A 19,147-nucleotide genomic window follows, 5' to 3' on the forward strand; every position below is an offset into this window, starting at 1 on the left:
GTTCGAAACCAGTGCGAACCGCGCGTTACTTCGCCGCGAGCGCGCTTGCCACGCCCTTGTCGGTCCACGCGTTATCGGCCACGTTCAGCTTCTGCGGAATCAGCTTCGCCGCATAGAACGCATCGGCCACCCCCTGCTGAACCGCGACGATCTTCTCATCGACCGGCACCGCGCCGAACGGCACACGCTTGATCCACGTTTCCACGAGCGGCTGCGGCAGGCCGACCTTCGGCGCGATCAGCGCGGCCGTCTCGGCCGGATGCCCGTTGACCCACAGGCCCGTCTCGCGCACTTGCTTCAGGATCGAGCCGACCACGTCGGCATGTTGCTCCGCGAAGCCACGCGTTGCCTCGTAGAAGTTGTTCGCGGGCGTGAGGCCCGTGTAGTCGGACAGCGTACGGATCTTCAGCGAATTCTGCGCGGCCGCGTAGTACGGATCCCACACGGCCCACGCGTCGACGTTGCCGCTCTCGAACGCGGCACGCGCGTCGGCGGGCGGCAGGTACACAGGGCGAATTTCGTCGTAGCGTACGCCGGCCTTTTTCAGCGCTTCGAGCAACAGATAGTTCGCGCTCGAACCCTTCTGCAGCGCGACCTTCTTGCCGCGCAGGTCGGCGAGTGAACGGACCGGCGAATCGGCCTTCACGAACACGGCTTCGTTGTGCGGCGACGGCGGTTCCGCGGCGACGTACACGAAGCGCACGCCGGCCGCCTGTGCGAACACCGGCGGCGGCGCGCCCGTATAACCGAAGTCGATGCTGTTCGCGTTCAGCGCCTCGAGCAGTTGCGGGCCGGCCGGGAATTCGAACCACTGGACGGTGTAGCCGAGCGGCTTGAGCCGCGTCTCGAGCGAGCCCTGCGTCTTGACGACCGACAGCAGGCCGGCCTTCTGGTAGCCGATGCGCACGACCTTGTCGGCGCTGCCTTGCGCGAAGGCCGACGTGGCGGCGACGGCGACGAGCGCCGTCGCGGCGGTGCGGGTGATCCAGCGGGTGAAACGAATCATCGAACGGACTCCATGCGAAACGTCTTCGGGGAGCGGCGCGCGCCGCTCGGTTGGAAGAATCGTCGCACGGGCGATCGGGCCCGCAAACCAAGCAATGCCGATATGAATATGACGGCGGCGGTCCTATGCTTTGTCGCCGTCGCCTTGCGGGCCGGACGCATCGGACGTATCCGACGTGCCGGCCTGGCGTGCTGCTTCGTCGCTGAGTTTCCGGTCGAGGATCGTCGCGACACGGCCGCCCAGATACGCACTGGCGGCGTTCTCGAGCGCGCGGTTCGTCTCGCCCTCGACGAACACGGCCGCGAGCGGGCGCAGGCGCCAGATCGCATCGACGAGCGCGGGCACGTCGGTGACGGGTGGCAGCGTGCCTTCGTCATAGCGGTCGAGCCGCTTCACGACGAGATCGACGAGCAGCCGCGCGATCGCATCGAAGTGCGGCCGCGCGAGGCTGATCACGTCGAGCAGCTCGCGCGGCGGGATGCCTTCCTTCGTCATCGCGGCTGCCGCCTCGAGCAGCGCGGGGCTTTTCGCGACGAACGACAGGCCGCGCCGTTCGAGCAGCCCGAGTTCGGTCACGCGCGACAGTTGCGACGCCGTCTGCGGGCCGAACATCTGCGCGAGTTGCGCGAGCGAATAGGTTTTCGGCAGTTCGTGCGACCAGCGGCCGCCGATCGCGTTTTCCAGGCCGAGGATCGAGCGCAGGTCGTGACCCTCGTCGATCGCCATGATCAGGTCCTGGATGTTCGACAGCGTGTAGCCGCGCGCGAGCAGGTGGTTGATCAGCTTCAGGCGCGCGACGTGCGTGTCGTCGTAGATGCCCACGCGCCCGCGCTTCTCGGGCGGCGCGAGCAGCCCGCGATCCTGGTATGCGCGCACGTTGCGCACGGTCGTGTCGGACACGCGTGCGAGTTCGTCGACCGTGTACTCGTTGCGGGAATCCGGCGCGGCCTCGTCTGGCATGGTTGGAGTCTGTTTTGACATGCGGCCATTCTAGCGCGGCGCGACAGGCTCGGGCGCGGCGGGGAGCGTGCGTGCGCCGTCGCCGAGCGCGCGCTGCATCAGCGCGGTGTCGATCCAGCGGCCGTGCTTGAAACCGACCGCCTTCAGCACGCCGGCCGGCTCGAAACCGAACGCGCGGTGCAGCGACGTCGACCCGCCGGTGCCGCCGTCGGCGATTACCGCGATCATCTGCCGCCACGGGCCGGCTTCGCAACGCGCGATCAGTGCCGCGAGCAGCGCGCGGCCGATGCCGCGGCCGCGCTGCGCGTCGTCGATGTAGATCGAATCCTCGATCGTGTGGCGGTACGCGCTGCGCGTGCGATACGGCGTTGCGTACGCGTAGCCGGCGATGCGGCCGTCGCATTCCGCGACGAGATAGGGCAGCCCGTGGCGCAGCACCGCGTCGCGGCGCGTGCGCAGTTCGTCGACGTCGGGCGGCGTCTCCTCGAACGACGCGACGCTGTGGCGCACGTGGTGCGCGTAGATCGCGTGAATGGCGTCGAGATCGGCATCGGTCGCGTCGCGGACGACGCAGGCGGGAGCGGCGGGCATGGTGGCGGAGCAGGCGGATGAAACCGCTACTATGCCGGCCGTCGGGCGGTGCGGTAAAGGCATTGGCCGCGTCGCATGCGTGCAGGGCCTGCCCGACCGGCCTACAGATGGCCGTCCGCGTCGCGAACGGCGTCGGCGATCGCCTCCGCGACGCGCTGCACGCGCGGCGAGCGGCGCACGTCCGGGTGGACGACGAGCCAGATCTCGCGCTCGACGTCGCAACGAGGCACGGACGTCAGTTCGACGAGCGCTGCGGGGGCCGACAACGACGGATCGGCCGCGGCCGGGCCCGAGCTCGTGGCCGGCACGTCGACGAGAAAGCGCGGCAGCAACGCGATTCCCGCACCGGCCACGCACGCACGATGCAGCGCGGCCAGGTCGTTGGCGACGAACGCGAAGCGGCGCCCAGCCGCGAAGCGCTCGAGCCATTGCTGCTGCGGCATTTGCGCGAGCGCGTCGTCGTAACCGAGGAATGCCCAGGTGTCGGGCGGCGCGGTGGCCCAGTCGCGCGATGCGCACAGCGCGAAGCGCATCGTGCCGAGCCGGCGCGCGGCCAGCCCCGGCTCGTTCGGTCGTGACAAGCGCACGGCGAGGTCGGCTTCGCGCGCGTACAGGTTCGCCGCGTGCATTTCGCCCATCAGGTCGATCCGCAGCGCGGGCCACGCGCGCTGCGCGCGGGCGAGCCGCGGCGCGAGGAAGTGGCTCGCGAATACCGGCGACGCGGACACGCGCACCACTCCGTCGAGCGCCGCCGCCCCCTGTGCGGCGCGCGCGAACGCATGCACGTCGGTTTCGACGCGCGCCGCATGTTCGGCGAGATGCAGCCCTTCGTCGGTCGGCGGCCAGCCGCGCGGCAGCCGGTCGAACAGCCGGATGCCGAGCGCGGACTCCAGCGCGTCGATGCGCCGGGCAACCGTCGAATGCTGGACCTGCAGCGTCCGCGCCGCGGCCGACAGGCTGCCGCCGCGCATCACCGCGAGGAAATAGCGGAGGTCGTCCCAGCTCATCGGCGGCGCGGACGCTGCCGTTGGTTCGGTCGAATTTTGCACAGTAGATGGGCGTGTAACGGGAATTCCGTTCGATTATGCACGATGGGATGATCGTGTCACTTCATTCGATTGCGAGGAACGTCATGACCCAAACTGCCACCGCCACCCGGATCGGGATCGACCGCTACGGCGACGCCGGCGTGCTGCGCCGTGTCGATGCGCCCGTCGTGCCGCCCGGTGCCGGCGAGGTGCGGATTCGCCAGACCGCCGTCGGCGTGAATTTCGTCGACATTTATTTCAGGACCGGCGCGCACCCGTTGCCGGCACTGCCGGACGCGCTCGGCGTGGAGGCAGCCGGCGTGGTCGAGGCGGTCGGGCCCGGCGTGACGGCGCTCGTCCCGGGCCAGCGCGTTGCCTATGCGGGACTGCCGACCGGCAGCTACGCGAGCCTGCGCACGCTGCCCGCCGAGCGCGTGGTGCCCGTGCCCGACGGCGTGAGCGACGACGCGGCCGCGGCCGGGCTGCTGAAAGGCATTACCGTCTACATGCTGCTGCACCGCGTGCGGCAGGTCGGCGCCGGCGAGACCGTGCTCGTGCATGCGGCGGCCGGCGGCGTCGGCTTGCTGGCGACGCAGTGGGCGCGCGCGCTCGGCGCACGGGTGATCGGCACGGTCGGCTCGGCCGCGAAGGCGGCGCTGGTGCGCGCACACGGGGCGGAAGCGGTGGTCGATTATCGCGAGGCGGATTTCGTCGCGGCGGCCCGCGCGTTCGGCGGCGGCGCAGGCGTCGACTACGCGATCGACGGAATCGGCGGCGACGTGCTGACGCGTACGCTCGGCGCGGTCCGGCCGTTCGGGATGGTCGCGAGCATCGGGCAGGTCGCCGCGATCGGCGCGCGGCAGACGATCGATCTCGACGAACTCGGGCCGGCCCGCTCGATCGCGCTGGCGCGGCCGAGCGTGCTGGGTTTCATCGCGCGTGACGTGGCGGGGTATCGGGAAGCGGCGCGCGCGACGCTCGAGCGGCTCGCGGGCGGGATGCACGTGGAGATCGGCGCGCGGCTGCCGCTCGAACATGCGGCCGACGCGCATCGCTTGCTGGAGTCGCGGCAGACGACGGGCGGGGTGGTGCTGGTGCCGTGACGGCGGGCGGGGCGGCGCGGCGATCGCAAATCGGGAGAACGGTCGCCTCGTGGCTTCGATCGGCCGGCGATCGCTGCCGCCGGCCTGCGAATCAGTGGTGCGTGCGCAGCGGCGCGCTCTCGACGAACCAGGCGAGCACGAACGCGATCGCGATCACGCCGGCCGCCGCGAGATACACCACATGCAGCGACCCGGCGAACGCATGCAGGTACGCATCGCGCACCGCATCCGGCAACTGGTGCACGGCCGCCGGGCCGAGCGCGGGCGGCAGCTCGGTGCCGGCCGGCAGCGCCTGCACGATCCGCGACTGCAGCCCGTGCGAGAACAGTGCGCCGAACGCGGCGACGCCGAGCGAACCGCCGATCGAGCGGAACAGCGTCGCGCCCGACGTCGCGACCCCCATGTGCCGGAATTCGACCGTGTTCTGCACCGCGAGCGTCAGCACCGGCATCACCATGCCGAGCCCGATCCCGAGCAGCGCCATGTACGCGTACATCGTGTGCAGCGGCGTGTCGAGCGACAGCGTCGACAGCAGCGCCATCGCGACACCGCCGATCAGCGTGCCCGCGATCGGAAACGGCCGATACGTGCCGAGCCGCGAGATCAGCCGGCCGCTGACCACCGACATCGCGAGCATCCCGCCCATCATCGGCAGCAGCTGCATTCCGGCCTGCGACGGCGTCGAGCCTTTCACGACCTGCAGATAGAGCGGAATGAACGTGACCGACCCGAACAGCGCGATGCCGACGACGAAGCCGATCAGGCTCATCAGCACGAAGGTGCGCTGGCGGAACAGTTCGAGCGGCATGATCGGCTCGGCCGCGAGCCGCTCCTCGTAGATGAAGCCGCCGACCGCGACCACGCCGAGCACCAGCGTCATCCACAGCTGCGGCGACGACCACGGCAGCAGCGAACCGCCTTCGCTCGTGAACAGGATCACGCAGGTGAGGGCCGTCGCGAGGAACGCCGCGCCCATGTAGTCGATCCGGTGCTTCACGTGCGCGGTATGCGGCCGGAACGCGATGCCGATCACCGCGAGCGCGAGCAGGCCGAGCGGCAGGTTGATCGTGAAGATCCAGCGCCACGACAGGTGTTCGACCAGGAAGCCGCCGAGCAGCGGCCCGACGATCGTCGCGAGGCCGTACACGCCGCCGAACATCCCCTGATAGCGCGCGCGGCGGTCGGGCGGCACGAGATCGCCGATCGCGGCCATCGTGACGACCATCAGCCCGCCGCCGCCGAGCCCCTGCAGCGCGCGCAGCACGATCAGTTGCGTCATGTCCTGCGCGATGCCGCACAGCGCGGAGCCGGCGAGAAACAGCACGATCGCGGCCTGCAACACGATCTTGCGGCCGTACAGGTCGCCGAGCTTGCCGTACAGTGGCAGCACGACCGTCGACGACAGCAGGTACGCGGTGACGACCCATGACAACTGGTCGAGGCCACCGAGCTCGCCGACGATGGTCGGCAGCGCGGTCGACACGATCGTCTGGTCGAGCGCGGACAGCAGCATGACGAGCAGCAGCGCGGCGACGATCAGCCCGGTCGGCGCATCGCGGCGGGCCGTGTCGGCGGCCGGCGGGGCAAGGAGGGTATCGGTTCTCATCGAGATATCTGCCATGGCAGGGAATTGAGCGAAATATAGAGATAATTTGTTGCCTGGTCAATTTCTGCCGGGCCTCGATTTGTTGCATCGGTAACAGGAGATTGCCGACCGGGAAAATTGATCGCGATCAGCCCGACGGCGGACCGGACTCAAGTTTTTTGCAGGCAAACCGTAATCCAGAGTGCCGCGGACCGATTGCCGCGGCACCCTTTATCGCTCCCGTCCCGTCATGAACCTGAACGCCCTGTTTTCCCGTTTCTCGATCCGTACGCGGATTTTTTCCACGCTCGGGCTCGTCGCCGTGCTGCTCGTCGTGTCGGGCCTGATCGGCCTGACCGGCATGCAGCGCTCGAACCGCGCGCTCGACGAAGCCTATACGCGCGAGCTGGCCGCGAAGACCGCGCTGTCCGCCGCGAGCCTGAATCTGACGATCGTGCGCACCACGCTCGACCGCGCGATGCTGCATCCGGAGGCGCCGGAAGTGCCCGAGATCGTCAACAAGGCCGAGGGCTATCTCGCGAAGGCCGACGCCGCGTGGCGCACCTACGCGACGATGCCGCACGACGGCGACGAAGGCCCGCTCGCGACCCGGCTCGACGCCGCGCGTCAGGCGCTGATCGGACAGGCGTTGAAGCCGATGATCGACGCGATCCGCGCGGGACGCCGCGACGACGCCGACCGCCTGCTGATGACGGTCGCGCCGCCGCTGTCGGTCGCGCTCACGCAGGCGACCGACGCGCTCGACGCGTACCAGGCCGCGCGCGGCAAGGACGTCTACGACACCGCGCAGACCTATTACGGCTGGATGCGCGCGGGCGCGATCGCCGGCATCGCGTTCGGTCTCGCCGCGTGTCTCGGCTGCGCGGTCGGCCTGCATTTCGCGATCACGCAACCGGTGAACCGCCTGCTGTCGCATTTCCGCCGCCTGTCGGACGGCGACTTGACGTCGGAAGTGCGCTGGTCGTCGCGCGACGAGATGGCCGAGCTGGTCAAGGGCGTGACGGGCATGCAGCGCAGCCTTGCCGATACGGTGCGCCAGGTCAGCCAGGGTTCCGAAGCGATCTCGACCGCGACGCACCAGATCGCGGCCGGCAACACCGACCTGTCGCAGCGTACCGAGGAGCAGGCGTCCGCGCTGCAGGAGACGGCCGCGAGCATGGAACAGCTGACGGCGACCGTGAAGCAGAACGCCGATCACGCGGTCGAGGCGCAGGCGTGCGCGGACAACGCGAGCGAGATCGCGACGCGCGGCGCGACGGTCGTCGGCGAGGTGATCGGCACGATGAACGAGATCGACCAGAGTTCGCAGAAGGTGGCCGACATCATCGGCACGATCGAGGGCATCGCGTTCCAGACCAACATCCTCGCGCTGAATGCAGCGGTCGAAGCCGCGCGTGCGGGCGAGCAGGGCCGCGGCTTCGCGGTGGTCGCGGGCGAGGTGCGCACGCTCGCGCAGCGCTCGGCGTCGGCCGCGAAGGAGATCCGCACGCTGATCGGCGAGTCGGTCGAGCGTGTCGCGACGGGGTCGCGGCTGGTCGGCGTGGCCGGCGCGACGATGCAGGACATCCAGCAGGCGATCGGCCGCGTGACGGGCATCATGACCGAGATCGCGGCCGCGTCGAACGAGCAGCGCGACGGGATCGAGCAGGTGAACCGCGCGGTGTCGCAGATGGATCAGGTGTCGCAGCAGAACGCGGCGCTGGTCGAGCAGGCGGCGGCGGCTGCGGCGTCGCTCGAGGAGCAGGCCGATGGGCTGCGGCGGGCGGTGGGGGCGTTTCGGGTGGCGTGACGCACGGTGCGGCGCGCGCAGCGGGAGCAGTGGGCGGGGTGGTCATCCGGCGCGCGCCCGCCACCCGCGTTCCGCCGCGTCATCCACCCGCAAGCTGCGCCGCCGAGCGTGCCGACGCGACGAGCAGCAGCTTCATCGTCGCGCGCGTCGCGCCGACGAACAGCTTGCGGGCCGCACGCGCGTCGAGCGTGTCGAAGTCGATCTCGGTGAGGATCACGCACGGCGCGGACTGCCCCTTGAAGCGGTAGATCGAATCGAGCAGCACGTCGCCTTCGCGATATTCAGGGTTGCCGAACAGGTCGTACTTGCCGGTGAAGCGCTTGACCCGGTGCGGGCCGAGCTGGTCGAGCCGCGCGAGCACCGAGCTTTCGCGGCCGCGATACGACAGCACCGCGATGTCCTGCTTGCGGAAGCCGAGCGACAGCGCGTGCGTGATCGCGCGCTTGGTCGCGTCGATGCATGCTTCGGCGAGTGCGTCGCCCGACGCGCCGTCTTCCCCGTATGACGACACCGACGGATCGGAACCGTCGAACGGGCTGCCCGAGCGCAGTTCGGCCGCGAGCGGCTCGACGCGGCCGACGACGTCGCGCACGAATTCGAGCAGGTCGCGCGGGCTGCGGTAATTCGTCAGCGCCTTCAACGTGACCCAGCCGGGCAGCGCGACGGGCTCGCGCAGATAGAGGTTCTGCAGCGGGTCTTCCAGCCACCACCACGCGGCGTCCGGCGCCAGCAGGCGCTCGAGCGCCGCCGCCCAGGGCGCGTGGAAGTCCTGTCCTTCGTCGACGATCAGCACATCGAAGCGCCAGCGTTCCGGAATCGGCGCTTGCGCGAAGCGCGCCTCGAGCCGCTCGAACGCGCCGGGCGTGTCGAAGTCGGGCGTATAGCCGCCGTCGCGGGCGACCCAGTCGCACAGCTGATGGTAGTTCGCGATCTTCGCGCCGGGCGGCGCGATGCGCGCGATGTAGTCGGCGAGCGGCCGGTTGAAACACACGTAGAGCACGCGCTTGCCGGCCGCGACCGCGTCGCGCATCGCCTGCACCGCGAGCTGCGTCTTGCCCGAACCCGCGGTGCCCGTCACGCGCAAGCGGAACGGCGTGAATTCGAGCTGGCGCGCCCACTCGGCAAGCCCGCCCGACAGCCGCGTGACGAGCGTGCCGGCCTGCCCGACGAGCGCGCTCGTGTCGGGCGTGAGCGCCAGTTCGTCCGCGAGGAAGTGATGCAGCTTCGCTGCGTTCGGCAACGGCTCGTCGTGCTCGGGCAGGATCTGCAGGATCACCTGCGCGAGCTGCGCCTTGCGCGACGCGTCGACGATGCGGTCGGCCGCGACGCCGGCGATCGCCGTCTCGCGGATCGCGTAGTCGGGGCAGTACAGCAGCGCCTCGACGCCATAGACGCCCGCGCCGAGCGCGGCGGTCAGCCGCCGGTGCAGCGTCTCCTGCGTGCGCGCGAGCTGGATCGGGACGTTGCGCTCCTTCTGCAGGTAGACCTTCACGAGCCCCTTCGGCGTTTCGCGCAGGAAGCCGGCCTTCTGCTCGATCAGCAGCACGCGGCCGGCCGGGCTCACGACGACGAACGCCGCTTCGCCGAACACCGAGAAACCCTGGTCGGCACGCGTCCAGTGCACGCCGTGATAGACGGTGTAGCTGTCCGGCAGCGCGTGTTCGAGGGCGGCAAGCGTCTCGCGCTCGCGTTCGGCCGCGCCGGTGGCGGCGAGGCTTTTCCAGTCGTCGGGAATGAGGCGGGCCATGAAGTCGGGCGGCGGATGCCGGTCGTGAACGGGGTCCGGCTATTGTACTGAGGAGCCCGTTCACGACCGCCGCGCCGCAGGGGCGCCGGCCATGCGAAAGAGGTAGACGGCGTGCGGGAATTACCCGCGTGCGAGCCGCTTCGCGAGGTCGGCGCTGAGGATCGCCATGCGCGCGGGTTTTTCATAGCAGACGACGTCGAATGCGCGGATCACTTCGCTGATGTCCGCTTCGCTCGCGCGGCCGGTGAGCAGGTCGCCCGTCAGCACGAAGATCGGCGCGCCCGGATTGTCGGACGTGCGCACCGCCTTGATCGCGGTGGCGGCCGTGCTGTCGTCGAACAGCCATTCGGTGACGACCGCGTCGAACGCCTGGCCCTGCAGCGCGTCGACGAACGGCGCGAGGCCGTCGAACGCGGCCGTCGAGAATCCCTGCCGCTCGAGATAGCGGCACAACTCGGTCGCGCTGACGCGATCGGGATCGATCACCGCGACGACGAGCTTGTCGCTCTCCGCGCGGCGCGGATAGATCTCGATCTTGTGCACGTCGTACGCGTTCTGATACAGCACGCCCGTATGGCGCAGCACGCGCCAGCGGCCGTTCTGTTCGTACGCGACGAACTCGGGGCGCGCGCCGGCTTCGAGCGGCGCGCCGATCCAGGCAGTGCACGGAATTTCGGCGACGCCGGCGTACAGGACGGCCTCCTGCGAATAGGCGCCGACCATGCCGGGGTCGAGCGTCTGCGCGCCGAACAGTTGAGCGGCGGGCTCGCCGTAGGCTTCGGCGACTTTCTTGATCTGCGCGAGCGTCCAGGGGCTGCTGCCGCGCAGCTTGCGGTGACCCTGCGAAAAGCTCAGGTCGAGGATGCGGCACAGCTCGGTGGTTTGCTGGCGCTTGCCGATGCCGTTGCGGGTCATCAGCTCGCGCACGCGCTCGGCAACCGCGAGGGAATCCGTGGTGATTGCTTCAGTGGTCATGCTACGGGAACGGATCGTGACGTTCAGAACGACGCCTTGCGGCAGTCTCGGCGGACAGTCTTTATGACGTCCAGGGGCGAGCCGACCGGCCACGCGCGGAAAAGATAACTTTACCGCAAAACGAGTGTCATTCCATGTCGCAATCGGTGCCTTTCTGTGAAAGGTGTGTCATGACGTTACGCTAGATCCGCAGGTGTGCGTCACGCGCCGCTGGCCCGTTCGCAACCTTCGGACGCGGATCGCGAGGCGCTGGGACACGATTCCTCGCCGAGCGGCACGTAATCGCACCGCACTGCCGACGAAATGCACCAGAGCAGGGCGTGTCGGCGAGCCGAACCGCGGCATTCGTGCCGCTGCGTCGGCGACAAATTTTTACATGGCGTCGAGCGTCGGGCCGGATGGCCCCACATCTTGTACGCGAATGATTCGACGGCTTACTCTAATGAAACCGATGGGGATGCCCTTGTCGAGCGCGCATGAACGCGGCGGAACCCCATGCTACGATTCGCCCGTCTCAAAATAGTGTTGAAGCGATGCAGAAGAAATTTGTGATGCGCGGGTACGAGATGAACTGCGAACCGCGCGTGACGGAGGACGGCAAATATGCCGCCCAGGTCGAGGTCACGAAGCTGGGTTTCAGCCGCGAGGCCGCATTCCGCAAGCTGGGCGAATTCGATACCGAAGCGGACGCCGTCGCCTACGCGAAAGCATTCTCCGAAGCCTGGTTGAGCCGCTACGCGTAGCGCGTCGTTTGTCCGTGCAAGACGGGCGCCGGCTCGACCGGCCGGTGCATGCACTGTGAGCCATTAGGGCGCCGAACGGGCGCCCCCCATTCAAAGCGAAAATCACGAGTGACGCCCGGATGCGCGGCGGGGTCGCGCGCACCTTCCCGCCGTTGCCGCATGGCGACGCGCCCGGATGGTCGCGCCCGGCAGAAAGGTTTGCGGAAAGCGATGGGCAGCCGGCCCGCGATTGATTCCTGATGGTTTCGAATATCCGGGGAAGCGAGTAGATTCATCGCCCGGGTTGTGAGGTATCGTTCGATGCTCGATTGAAGGCAACGCAATTGGAGGCAGCGAATGGCCACTTTGTGCATGCAGATCATCGTTCTCGGTAAAACTGTCCAGCTCGTGTTGTCGTCGGAGCACCGTACCGCCAGGATTTACATCGTCGACGCCGACGCGGGCAGCCATCCGCCCCGAACGATGAGCATCGAACAGTACGTCGACGCCGGCATGACGGACGACGAGATCGCACGGCATGTGCTCGAAGTCATCACGATGTCGATCGAACAGCTCGCGCGGCTTCAGCCGTACAACCGCACGGCGCACGCGCAAACGCGTCGGTTGAGCTATCCACACTGATCACCCCGATACCGGTTGCACCGGGATCGTCCCGGCGCGAACCGCGCCTTTCGATCTTCGATAACGTCCATGTGTTGCGATGACCTCGCGGTCATCGCGCCTTCGGCATTGATCAATGAAGCATGGCCTTCCCGACGCATTGCACGGGAAAGTATCGTCATGTCGTCATGGTCAGGAAAACGAACGACATCGAAGAACCCTCGAAAAACGACCGCCGAATTCGAATCGCCTTACGCCGGCATATACGTGAACGGCTCGCCGTCTTCCCGTTCGACGGACAGCAGCCGCTTGAGTTGATCGAGCGCGAACAACTGCTTGCCTTCCGCCGCCGCTTCGGCGATCGCGGCATCGACGAGTTTTCGCGCGCGCGCGAGGATCACGGATCGCTGACGCGCGATCTCGAGCACCATGCGTTGCTCGATGTTCTGCCGGCTCGATTGCCTGTCGCTCAGATGACGCCAGCGATCGCGAAGCTCGGCCCAGGTGACGCGCCGGAATTCCGGAATCGTGCAGGGGAGCGTGCCGGCTTCCGCGGGTTCGGGCGGCGCGCGCAATGCGCATCGCAGCGCTTCACGGGCGCGCCATTCGTCGGAAAACGGTGCATATACGTCGCGCGAGCGGCCGATCGGATTCGCGCGCTCGATTTCCTTTTCGAGCAGGTAGGTCAGCCGTCTCAGTGCGGAGCCGTGCGCGAGCATGGCCGGATCGAGCACGCGGATCCCGCGCGATGCATCCGCGACGTGCGCTTTCAGTTCCCACAGCGTCAGACGAAGGTGCTGCACCTCGAGGATCAGTCGCTGGACGTCGGCGTAGGTGCACTTCGTCCACCATTCGGTGAGGTCGTTCAGCTTCGGGGGATCGAATGGGGGGAGGATCATGTTACTGCTGAAGAGGCACTGTATGGATATACAGTTTATCGCGCGGTAACATAGCGCCGTCAAGGCGAAAAAACAGGGACGGTCGACGGGCAACCGTCACCGGCGGCGGGGCCGCGGCCACGCACCGGATCGTTCATCGACTTTCCCCCACGTTCGCCATCCCGATCCTCAATCCGGGCGCCGGTCCGGCGCATGCCATCGCGAACGCCGATGCGTGTGCCGGCGTATCGACGCCAACAGAGAACAATGACGACCACCTATCCGCTGCACGACGCATTGACGCACGCCGACACGGCGTTTCCGGCCGAAGCCGACATCGTGATCGCCGGCGCCGGCATCATGGGCTGCGCGGCCGCCTACTACCTCGGCCTGCGCGGCCTGAAGGCCGTCGTGCTCGACAAGTCGCGCATCGCCGGCCAGCAATCGACGCGCGCATGGGGCTTCGTGCGGCAGCAGGGCCGCGAGTCCGCCGAAGTGCCGCTGATGATGGCCGGCATGCGGATCTGGGAAGGGCTCGAGCAGGCGCTCGGCTTCGACCTCGAATGGCGGCAGGGCGGTTGCCTCTATATCGCCGACAACGACGACGACTGGGCGTCGTTCCAGGCGTGGCTCGCCGTTGCGCGCGAACACGGGCTCGACACGCGCACGCTGACGCGCGCGGAAATCGACGAACGCGTGACCGGGCTGTCGACGCAGGCACGCACGCTCGGCGGGTTGTATACGTCGACCGACGGGCAGGCCGAACCGCGCCGCGTGGCCGCCGCGTTCGCGGCGCGCGCGACGGAAGCCGGCGCGCGTTTCTTCGAAGGCTGCGGCGTGACGGCGATCGAGACGGCCGGCGGCGCGGTCGTCGGCGTCGTGACCGAGCGCGGCACGATCCGCACGCGGCGCGTGATCTGCGCGGCCGGCGCGACCAGCTTCCGGCTGCTCGACGGCGTCGGCATCCGGCTGCCGCAGCAGGCCGTGCGCGGCACCTGCATGCGCACCAACGTGTTGCCCGACGTGTCCGCGTCGACGATCTGGGGGCACGGCCTCGGCATCCGGCAACGCAGCAACGGCGCGATCAATCTCGCAGACGACATGCAGGTCGACGTCGACCTGACGCTCGGCCATCTGCGCGGCCTGAGCCTGTTCTGGCCGGAATTCTGGTCGCAGCGCGAGAAGTTCCGGCTGCATCTGAATGGCGCCGCGTGGCGCGATGCCTGCGCGCGCATCGGCGGCGGAGGCGGGCCGATCGAGCCGCGCGATCCGCAGCCGCAGCCGAATCGCGCGCACGCGCCGCGCGCGCTCGCGAAGCTGAAGGCGATCTTCCCTGCGCTGAAGGACGCGCAGATCGTCGAGGCCTGGGCCGGCCTGATCGACGTGCTGCCCGACGGGATTCCGGTGATCGACGCGCCCGGCACGCCGTCCGGGCTCGCGATCGCGACCGGCTTCTGCGGGCATGGTTTCGCGATGGGGCCGATCGTCGGGCGGCTGCTGGCCGAATGGGTCGATACGGGCGCGCCGTCGCTCGACCTGGCGGCGTTTCGCGCCGGGCGTTTCGCCGACGGGACGATGGTGCGGCCGCGCAGCATGCTGTAGCGGACGGGGGCCCGCGTGTTCCCGTCGTAGAATCGAGCCCGCAATCTTCAGGAGATTCCCCGTTGGCAACGCCCTCCGACAAGCGCCGCTCGTTACGCTCACGCCTGCGTCGTGCCCGCGATCCGTGGCAGGCGCCGCGTGCGCGCACGCTGTTCACGCGTCCCGCGACGTCGCCGCGGCGCACGCTGCTGTTCCGTCTCGGCGCGGTCGTGGTGCTGTGCATGCTCGCGTTTCTCGTGCTGTATCTCGATCGCGACGGCCTGCGCGATTCGACCAAGAGCACGCCGATGAATGTCGCCGATCTCGTGTACTTCACGATGGTCACGGTCGCGACGGTCGGCTACGGCGACATCGTGCCGGTCACCGCGCGCGCGCGTCTGATCGATGCGTTCTTCATCGTGCCGATCCGCATCGGCATCTGGTTCATCTTCCTGGGCACGGCGTATCAGTTCGTGATCCAGCGCGTCATCGAGGAATTCCGCATGAAACGCCTGCAGAAGCAACTGTCCGATCACATCGTCGTGTGCGGCTACGGCCTGTCGGGGTCGATCGCCGTGCGCGAGCTGCTCGAAAGCGGTGTCGATCCGTCGACGGTCATCGTGATCGACGCGCAGCAGCAGGCGCTCGAGGCCGCGACGTCGCTCGGCGTGACGGGGCTGCTCGGCGATCCCGCGCACGAGGATCTGCTGCAGCAGGCGCAAGTGCGCTCGGCGAAAGCCGTGATCATCTCGGTGACCGACGACCCGACCGCGATCCTGCTGACGCTGTCGGTGCGCAGCATCGCGCCCGAGACGAAGATCGTCGTGCGGATCCAGGAGAACCTGTATCAGCGGCAGCTGCGGCAGGCGGGCGCGGACGTGATCGTGTCGTCGACGAAGATCGGCGCGCTGCTGCTCGCGGATGCGGTGCATAGCCGCTACATCGTGCCGTTCGTGAACGACATGCTGTCGACGCGCGGGCGCGCGACGCTGCTGGAGCGCGAGGCATTGCCGCACGAGATCGGCTGCATGACGAACGTCGTGCCGGGTGCGATCGTCGTCGGGCTCGATCGCTGCGGGAAGATCCATTCGTTCTACGAGGATCCACCGTGCCGGATCGAGGCGGGGGATACGCTGGTCGTGATTCAGTCGGCGCGGATTCCGGATCCGGATGTGTGAGGGCCGGTTGTGCAGCATCCCGGCATCGTGTGCCCTACCGCGCGGTGACCGGGGCAACCCCGCTTGATATGTCCCCGCACGTTATTTAGTATGAGGTAATCGCGTCGTGCGCCGCGCACGAGCGTGATCATCGAGGAGACACATGCAATTCAGGTCGACGGCGCCCTATACCATCGTCGTGATCGGTATCGTGATTGCGTGCGCGCTCATGGGTCTGTGCGTGTTGCAGCTGTTCCAGAGCCGTAACGACGCGCTCGCGCGGGCGAGCGAAACCTCCCGCAATCTCGGCCTGATCGCCGAGCGCGACATCGAACGCAATTTCGAACTCTACGACCTGTCGCTGCAGGCTGTCATCGCGGGGCTTCAACGTCACGACGTGATGACCGCGCCCGCGAGCCTGCGGCGCGCCGTGCTGTTCGATAACGCAATGACGGCACAGTTTCTCGGCTCGATGCTGGTGCTCGACGCAGGCGGGAACATCGTCCTCGATTCGGCCAACGACGAGCCTCGTCACGGCAATTTCGCCGATCGCAAGTATTTCACCGTCCACCGCGACAATCCGGATGCCGGCCTCTATGTCAGCGACCCGTTCTCGTCGCGCCTGCGCGGCGGCTCACCCAGCATCGGGCTCTCGCGGCGGATCTCGAACCCGGACGGCTCGTTTGCCGGCGTCGTGCTCATCGCGGTCAACCTCGAGTATTTCCATCAACTGTTTGCCGGCCTGTCGCTGGGGCAGCATGGCTCGATCTCGCTGATCGGCAACGACGGCGTGATGGTGATGCGCCAGCCGTACGACGTGCATACCATCGGGCGCAACATCAGCAAAGCCGCGACCTTCCGGCGATTCCAGACCGCGCCGGAGGGCTCGTTCTCTGAAACGTCGTCGATCGACGGCGTGCGCCGTCTCTATTACTTCAAACATCTACCCAAGCTCCCGCTGATCATCATGGTCGCGGAAGCGGAGCAGGATATCTATGCGGCCTGGCGGCACCGCGCCGTGACGATCGGCGCGCTGGTGGCGACGTTCGGCGCCGCGTTCATCGGGGTGTCCTTCATGCTCGGCACGCAACTCCGGCGCCGGATGCGCGCCGAGTCGGAACTCGTGCTGCTCGCCCGCACCGACGGTCTCACCGGCCTGAACAATCGCCGCAGCTTCGCGGAAGTGCTGGACCGCGAATGGCGCCGCGCGCGGCGCGCGCGATCGGTGTTCTCGTTGCTGTTCGTCGATGTCGACCGCTTCAAGGCCTACAACGACACCTACGGCCACCAGGCGGGAGACGATGCGCTGGCTGCGGTTGCGCGCTGCATCGGCGACAACATTCGCCGGCCGGCCGACACCGCGGCCCGTTATGGCGGAGAGGAATTCGTCGTGTTGCTCCCCGATACCGCCGAGACGGGTGCCGCCCAGATTGCCGAGCGGATCCGCGCGGCGATCGACGAACTGCCGCTCGAACACGCCGGCAGCGAACACGGGCATGTCACGGCCAGTATCGGCCTGGCGAGCTGGACGCCCGAGCACGATGCCGAGGCCGAGGCCGTGATCAAGGCTGCCGACGAAGCGTTGTACTACGCGAAGGCGACCGGCCGGAACAAGGTCGTCGCGTTTCAGCCGCCGGCATGACGCGTGGCGCGACATGCAGGCGCGTGGCCGCGCTCGAATTGCCTCGAGCCCGCCGCGGTCGCGATTGCACCTGCGCGTGCCTGCCAGGCGTACGCGGCCGCGAAACTTTATGACGTACACCGAATAATTTATCGGTTTATATCGGTTGGGAATGCCGGATCGCGGGAACAGAATCGTCGCTTCCGGAACCCGAATGCCAGTGTGTCGACGCTCCAGCAGCCACTTTTCAGGTGATGGCGAGCGTGCATGCACGTGTCGGGTTCCTGTCTCCATGTGGACATCGCCGGCCATGCGGCGAACAAGGGAATGCGATGAGTTCGATCGATCTGAACGCAGTCACGCCGGTTTCCGCGCCCATCCGCTCCGCGAGCGATGTGGCGCGCCTGATCAATACGACGGACAGTTCCGTCAGCCACGCGCGGATGATCGTGCTGCTCGCGCTCGGCGGTGTGTTTCTCGACGCGTACGACCTGACGACACTGTCGTACGGCATCGACGACGTCGCGCGCGAATTCGGCCTGACGCCTGCGCTGACGGGGCTGGTCGGCTCGGCGATCATGATCGGCACGATCTTCGGCAGCCTGATCGGCGGATGGCTGACCGACAGGATCGGCCGTTATCAGGTGTTCATGGCCGACATGCTGTTCTTCGTCGTCGCGGCGATCGCGGCCGGGCTCGCGCCGAACGTCTGGGTGCTGATCGCCGCGCGCTTCGTGATGGGGCTCGGGGTCGGCATCGACCTGCCCGTCGCGATGGCGTTTCTCGCGGAATTCTCGAAGTTCAACGGCCGCGGCAACAAGGCGTCGCGGCTCGCTGCATGGTGCCCGATGTGGTACGTGGCGTCGTCGGTGTGCTTCCTGCTGATCTTCGGCATGTATTTCCTGCTGCCGGCCGAGCATGCGGGCTGGCTGTGGCGCGCGTCGCTGATCTTCGGCGCGGTGCCGGCGCTCGTCATCATCCTGGTCCGGAATCGCTTCATGAACGAATCGCCGTTGTGGGCCGCGAACCAGGGCGACCTGGCCAATGCCGCGCGCATCCTGCGCGAGTCGTACGGCATTCACGCCCATGAAGCGGACGACGCGCCGCGCGAGCCGAGCCCGCCGCCCGTGCGGATTCGCGTGCTGTTCCAGCGTCCGTATCTCGGCCGAACGATCGTCGCGAGCGTGATGAACCTGTGCATTCCGTTCGAATACACGGCGATCGCGTTCTTCCTGCCGTCGATCCTGTCGCAGTTTCTCGGCGCGGGCGTGTTCGAGACGATCGCGGCGTCGCTTGCGCTGAACGTGCTGTTCGCGTTGACGGGCGGTTTGCTGGGCATGCGTCTCGCGTATCGATATCCGTCGCGTCACGTCGCGATCGCGGGGTTCGCGCTGCAGTTCGTCGCACTCGTCGCGCTCGCGCTGGCGGGGCATCCGCACGGCGCATTCGCAATCGGCCTCGTGTTGCTGATGCTCGGCACCTGGCTGTTCGCCGAAGGTTTCGGGCCGGGTGCGCAGATGATGATCTATCCGACGCTGTCGTATCCGGCGGCGATCCGCGGCACCGGTGTCGGCTTCGGCCGCTCGCTGTGCGGGATCGGCCAGGCGCTCGCGCTGTTCGTGCTGCCGATCCTGCAGGCCCGTCTCGGCACGGACATGTTCTGGGTCGTCGCGGTCAGCGCGGCCACGCCGATCGTGTTCCTGCTGATCGTGCGTCATGAACCGACGGCGCGCGATATCGACGCCGAGGCGGCCGCGTGAAT

Annotated in this window: 16 protein-coding genes; 8 read left to right on the forward strand and 8 right to left on the reverse strand. The window is 67.9% G+C overall.

Annotated elements, in window-relative coordinates:
• Positions 1 to 25: 25 nt before the first annotated feature.
• The 4 genes from U4Z64_RS00530 to U4Z64_RS00545 form a co-directional block, all read right to left on the reverse strand.
• Complete coding sequence (locus U4Z64_RS00530; RefSeq protein WP_321818919.1) at positions 26 to 1,006, reverse strand: sulfonate ABC transporter substrate-binding protein; 981 nt, start codon at positions 1,004 to 1,006, stop codon at positions 26 to 28.
• 123 nt (positions 1,007 to 1,129) lie between these two features.
• Positions 1,130 to 1,987 carry a MerR family transcriptional regulator gene (locus U4Z64_RS00535; RefSeq protein ID WP_044843207.1) on the reverse strand — a complete coding sequence of 286 codons (858 nt, stop codon included), beginning with the start codon at positions 1,985 to 1,987 and terminating at the stop codon, positions 1,130 to 1,132.
• 9 nt (positions 1,988 to 1,996) lie between these two features.
• Complete coding sequence (locus U4Z64_RS00540) at positions 1,997 to 2,557, reverse strand: GNAT family N-acetyltransferase (RefSeq protein ID WP_044843208.1); 561 nt, start codon at positions 2,555 to 2,557, stop codon at positions 1,997 to 1,999.
• A gap of 101 nt (positions 2,558 to 2,658) precedes the next feature.
• Entirely contained in the window at positions 2,659 to 3,564 is a 906-nt protein-coding gene (locus tag U4Z64_RS00545; RefSeq protein WP_044843209.1) for a LysR family transcriptional regulator, read from the reverse strand.
• Positions 3,565 to 3,689: 125 nt separating this feature from the next.
• Between U4Z64_RS00545 and U4Z64_RS00550 the strand changes: the two genes are divergently transcribed.
• Complete coding sequence (locus U4Z64_RS00550) at positions 3,690 to 4,688, forward strand: quinone oxidoreductase (RefSeq protein ID WP_321818920.1); 999 nt, start codon at positions 3,690 to 3,692, stop codon at positions 4,686 to 4,688.
• 91 nt (positions 4,689 to 4,779) lie between these two features.
• On the opposite strand, the gene U4Z64_RS00555 is transcribed toward U4Z64_RS00550, so the two are convergent.
• Positions 4,780 to 6,294 carry an MDR family MFS transporter gene (locus U4Z64_RS00555; RefSeq protein WP_321818921.1) on the reverse strand — a complete coding sequence of 505 codons (1,515 nt, stop codon included), beginning with the start codon at positions 6,292 to 6,294 and terminating at the stop codon, positions 4,780 to 4,782.
• A 229-nt stretch (positions 6,295 to 6,523) separates the two neighbouring features.
• Between U4Z64_RS00555 and U4Z64_RS00560 the strand changes: the two genes are divergently transcribed.
• Complete coding sequence (locus U4Z64_RS00560; RefSeq protein ID WP_124666711.1) at positions 6,524 to 8,083, forward strand: methyl-accepting chemotaxis protein; 1,560 nt, start codon at positions 6,524 to 6,526, stop codon at positions 8,081 to 8,083.
• Positions 8,084 to 8,162: 79 nt separating this feature from the next.
• On the opposite strand, the gene U4Z64_RS00565 is transcribed toward U4Z64_RS00560, so the two are convergent.
• Together U4Z64_RS00565 and U4Z64_RS00570 are read right to left on the reverse strand one after the other, a co-directional pair.
• The gene (locus U4Z64_RS00565; RefSeq protein WP_321818922.1) at positions 8,163 to 9,830 is read right to left on the reverse strand and encodes an ATP-dependent helicase; all 1,668 of its coding nucleotides are present in this window, start codon (positions 9,828 to 9,830) and stop codon (positions 8,163 to 8,165) included.
• Between the two features lie 120 nt (positions 9,831 to 9,950).
• Positions 9,951 to 10,805 (reverse strand): helix-turn-helix domain-containing protein, encoded by an 855-nt coding sequence (locus U4Z64_RS00570; protein WP_044843213.1) that lies wholly within the window; start codon positions 10,803 to 10,805, stop codon positions 9,951 to 9,953.
• Between the two features lie 533 nt (positions 10,806 to 11,338).
• On the opposite strand from U4Z64_RS00570, the gene U4Z64_RS00575 reads away from it, so the two are divergent.
• Both U4Z64_RS00575 and U4Z64_RS00580 read left to right on the forward strand, forming a co-directional pair.
• Positions 11,339 to 11,548: a hypothetical protein gene (locus U4Z64_RS00575; protein WP_044843214.1), complete on the forward strand. Its 210-nt coding sequence runs from the start codon at positions 11,339 to 11,341 to the stop codon at positions 11,546 to 11,548.
• A gap of 336 nt (positions 11,549 to 11,884) precedes the next feature.
• Positions 11,885 to 12,169 (forward strand): hypothetical protein, encoded by a 285-nt coding sequence (locus tag U4Z64_RS00580; protein ID WP_321818923.1) that lies wholly within the window; start codon positions 11,885 to 11,887, stop codon positions 12,167 to 12,169.
• A gap of 230 nt (positions 12,170 to 12,399) precedes the next feature.
• Here U4Z64_RS00580 and U4Z64_RS00585 read toward each other — a convergent pair whose 3' ends face one another.
• On the reverse strand, positions 12,400 to 13,047 hold the full coding sequence (locus tag U4Z64_RS00585) for a hypothetical protein (RefSeq protein ID WP_044843216.1): 648 nt from the start codon (positions 13,045 to 13,047) through the stop codon (positions 12,400 to 12,402).
• A gap of 246 nt (positions 13,048 to 13,293) precedes the next feature.
• Here U4Z64_RS00585 and U4Z64_RS00590 point away from each other — a divergent pair, with 246 nt between their 5' ends.
• From U4Z64_RS00590 to U4Z64_RS00605, 4 genes are all read left to right on the forward strand, one after another.
• Positions 13,294 to 14,628: an FAD-binding oxidoreductase gene (locus tag U4Z64_RS00590; protein WP_321818924.1), complete on the forward strand. Its 1,335-nt coding sequence runs from the start codon at positions 13,294 to 13,296 to the stop codon at positions 14,626 to 14,628.
• A gap of 62 nt (positions 14,629 to 14,690) precedes the next feature.
• Complete coding sequence (locus tag U4Z64_RS00595) at positions 14,691 to 15,785, forward strand: potassium channel family protein (RefSeq protein ID WP_044843218.1); 1,095 nt, start codon at positions 14,691 to 14,693, stop codon at positions 15,783 to 15,785.
• 142 nt (positions 15,786 to 15,927) lie between these two features.
• Complete coding sequence (locus U4Z64_RS00600; protein WP_321818925.1) at positions 15,928 to 17,406, forward strand: sensor domain-containing diguanylate cyclase; 1,479 nt, start codon at positions 15,928 to 15,930, stop codon at positions 17,404 to 17,406.
• A 311-nt stretch (positions 17,407 to 17,717) separates the two neighbouring features.
• Positions 17,718 to 19,145 carry an MFS transporter gene (locus U4Z64_RS00605; RefSeq protein ID WP_044843220.1) on the forward strand — a complete coding sequence of 476 codons (1,428 nt, stop codon included), beginning with the start codon at positions 17,718 to 17,720 and terminating at the stop codon, positions 19,143 to 19,145.
• Positions 19,146 to 19,147: the final 2 nt, after the last annotated feature.

The organism is Burkholderia sp. BCC1996 (genome assembly GCF_905339955.1).
In the GTDB taxonomy this organism is placed as follows: domain Bacteria; phylum Pseudomonadota; class Gammaproteobacteria; order Burkholderiales; family Burkholderiaceae; genus Burkholderia.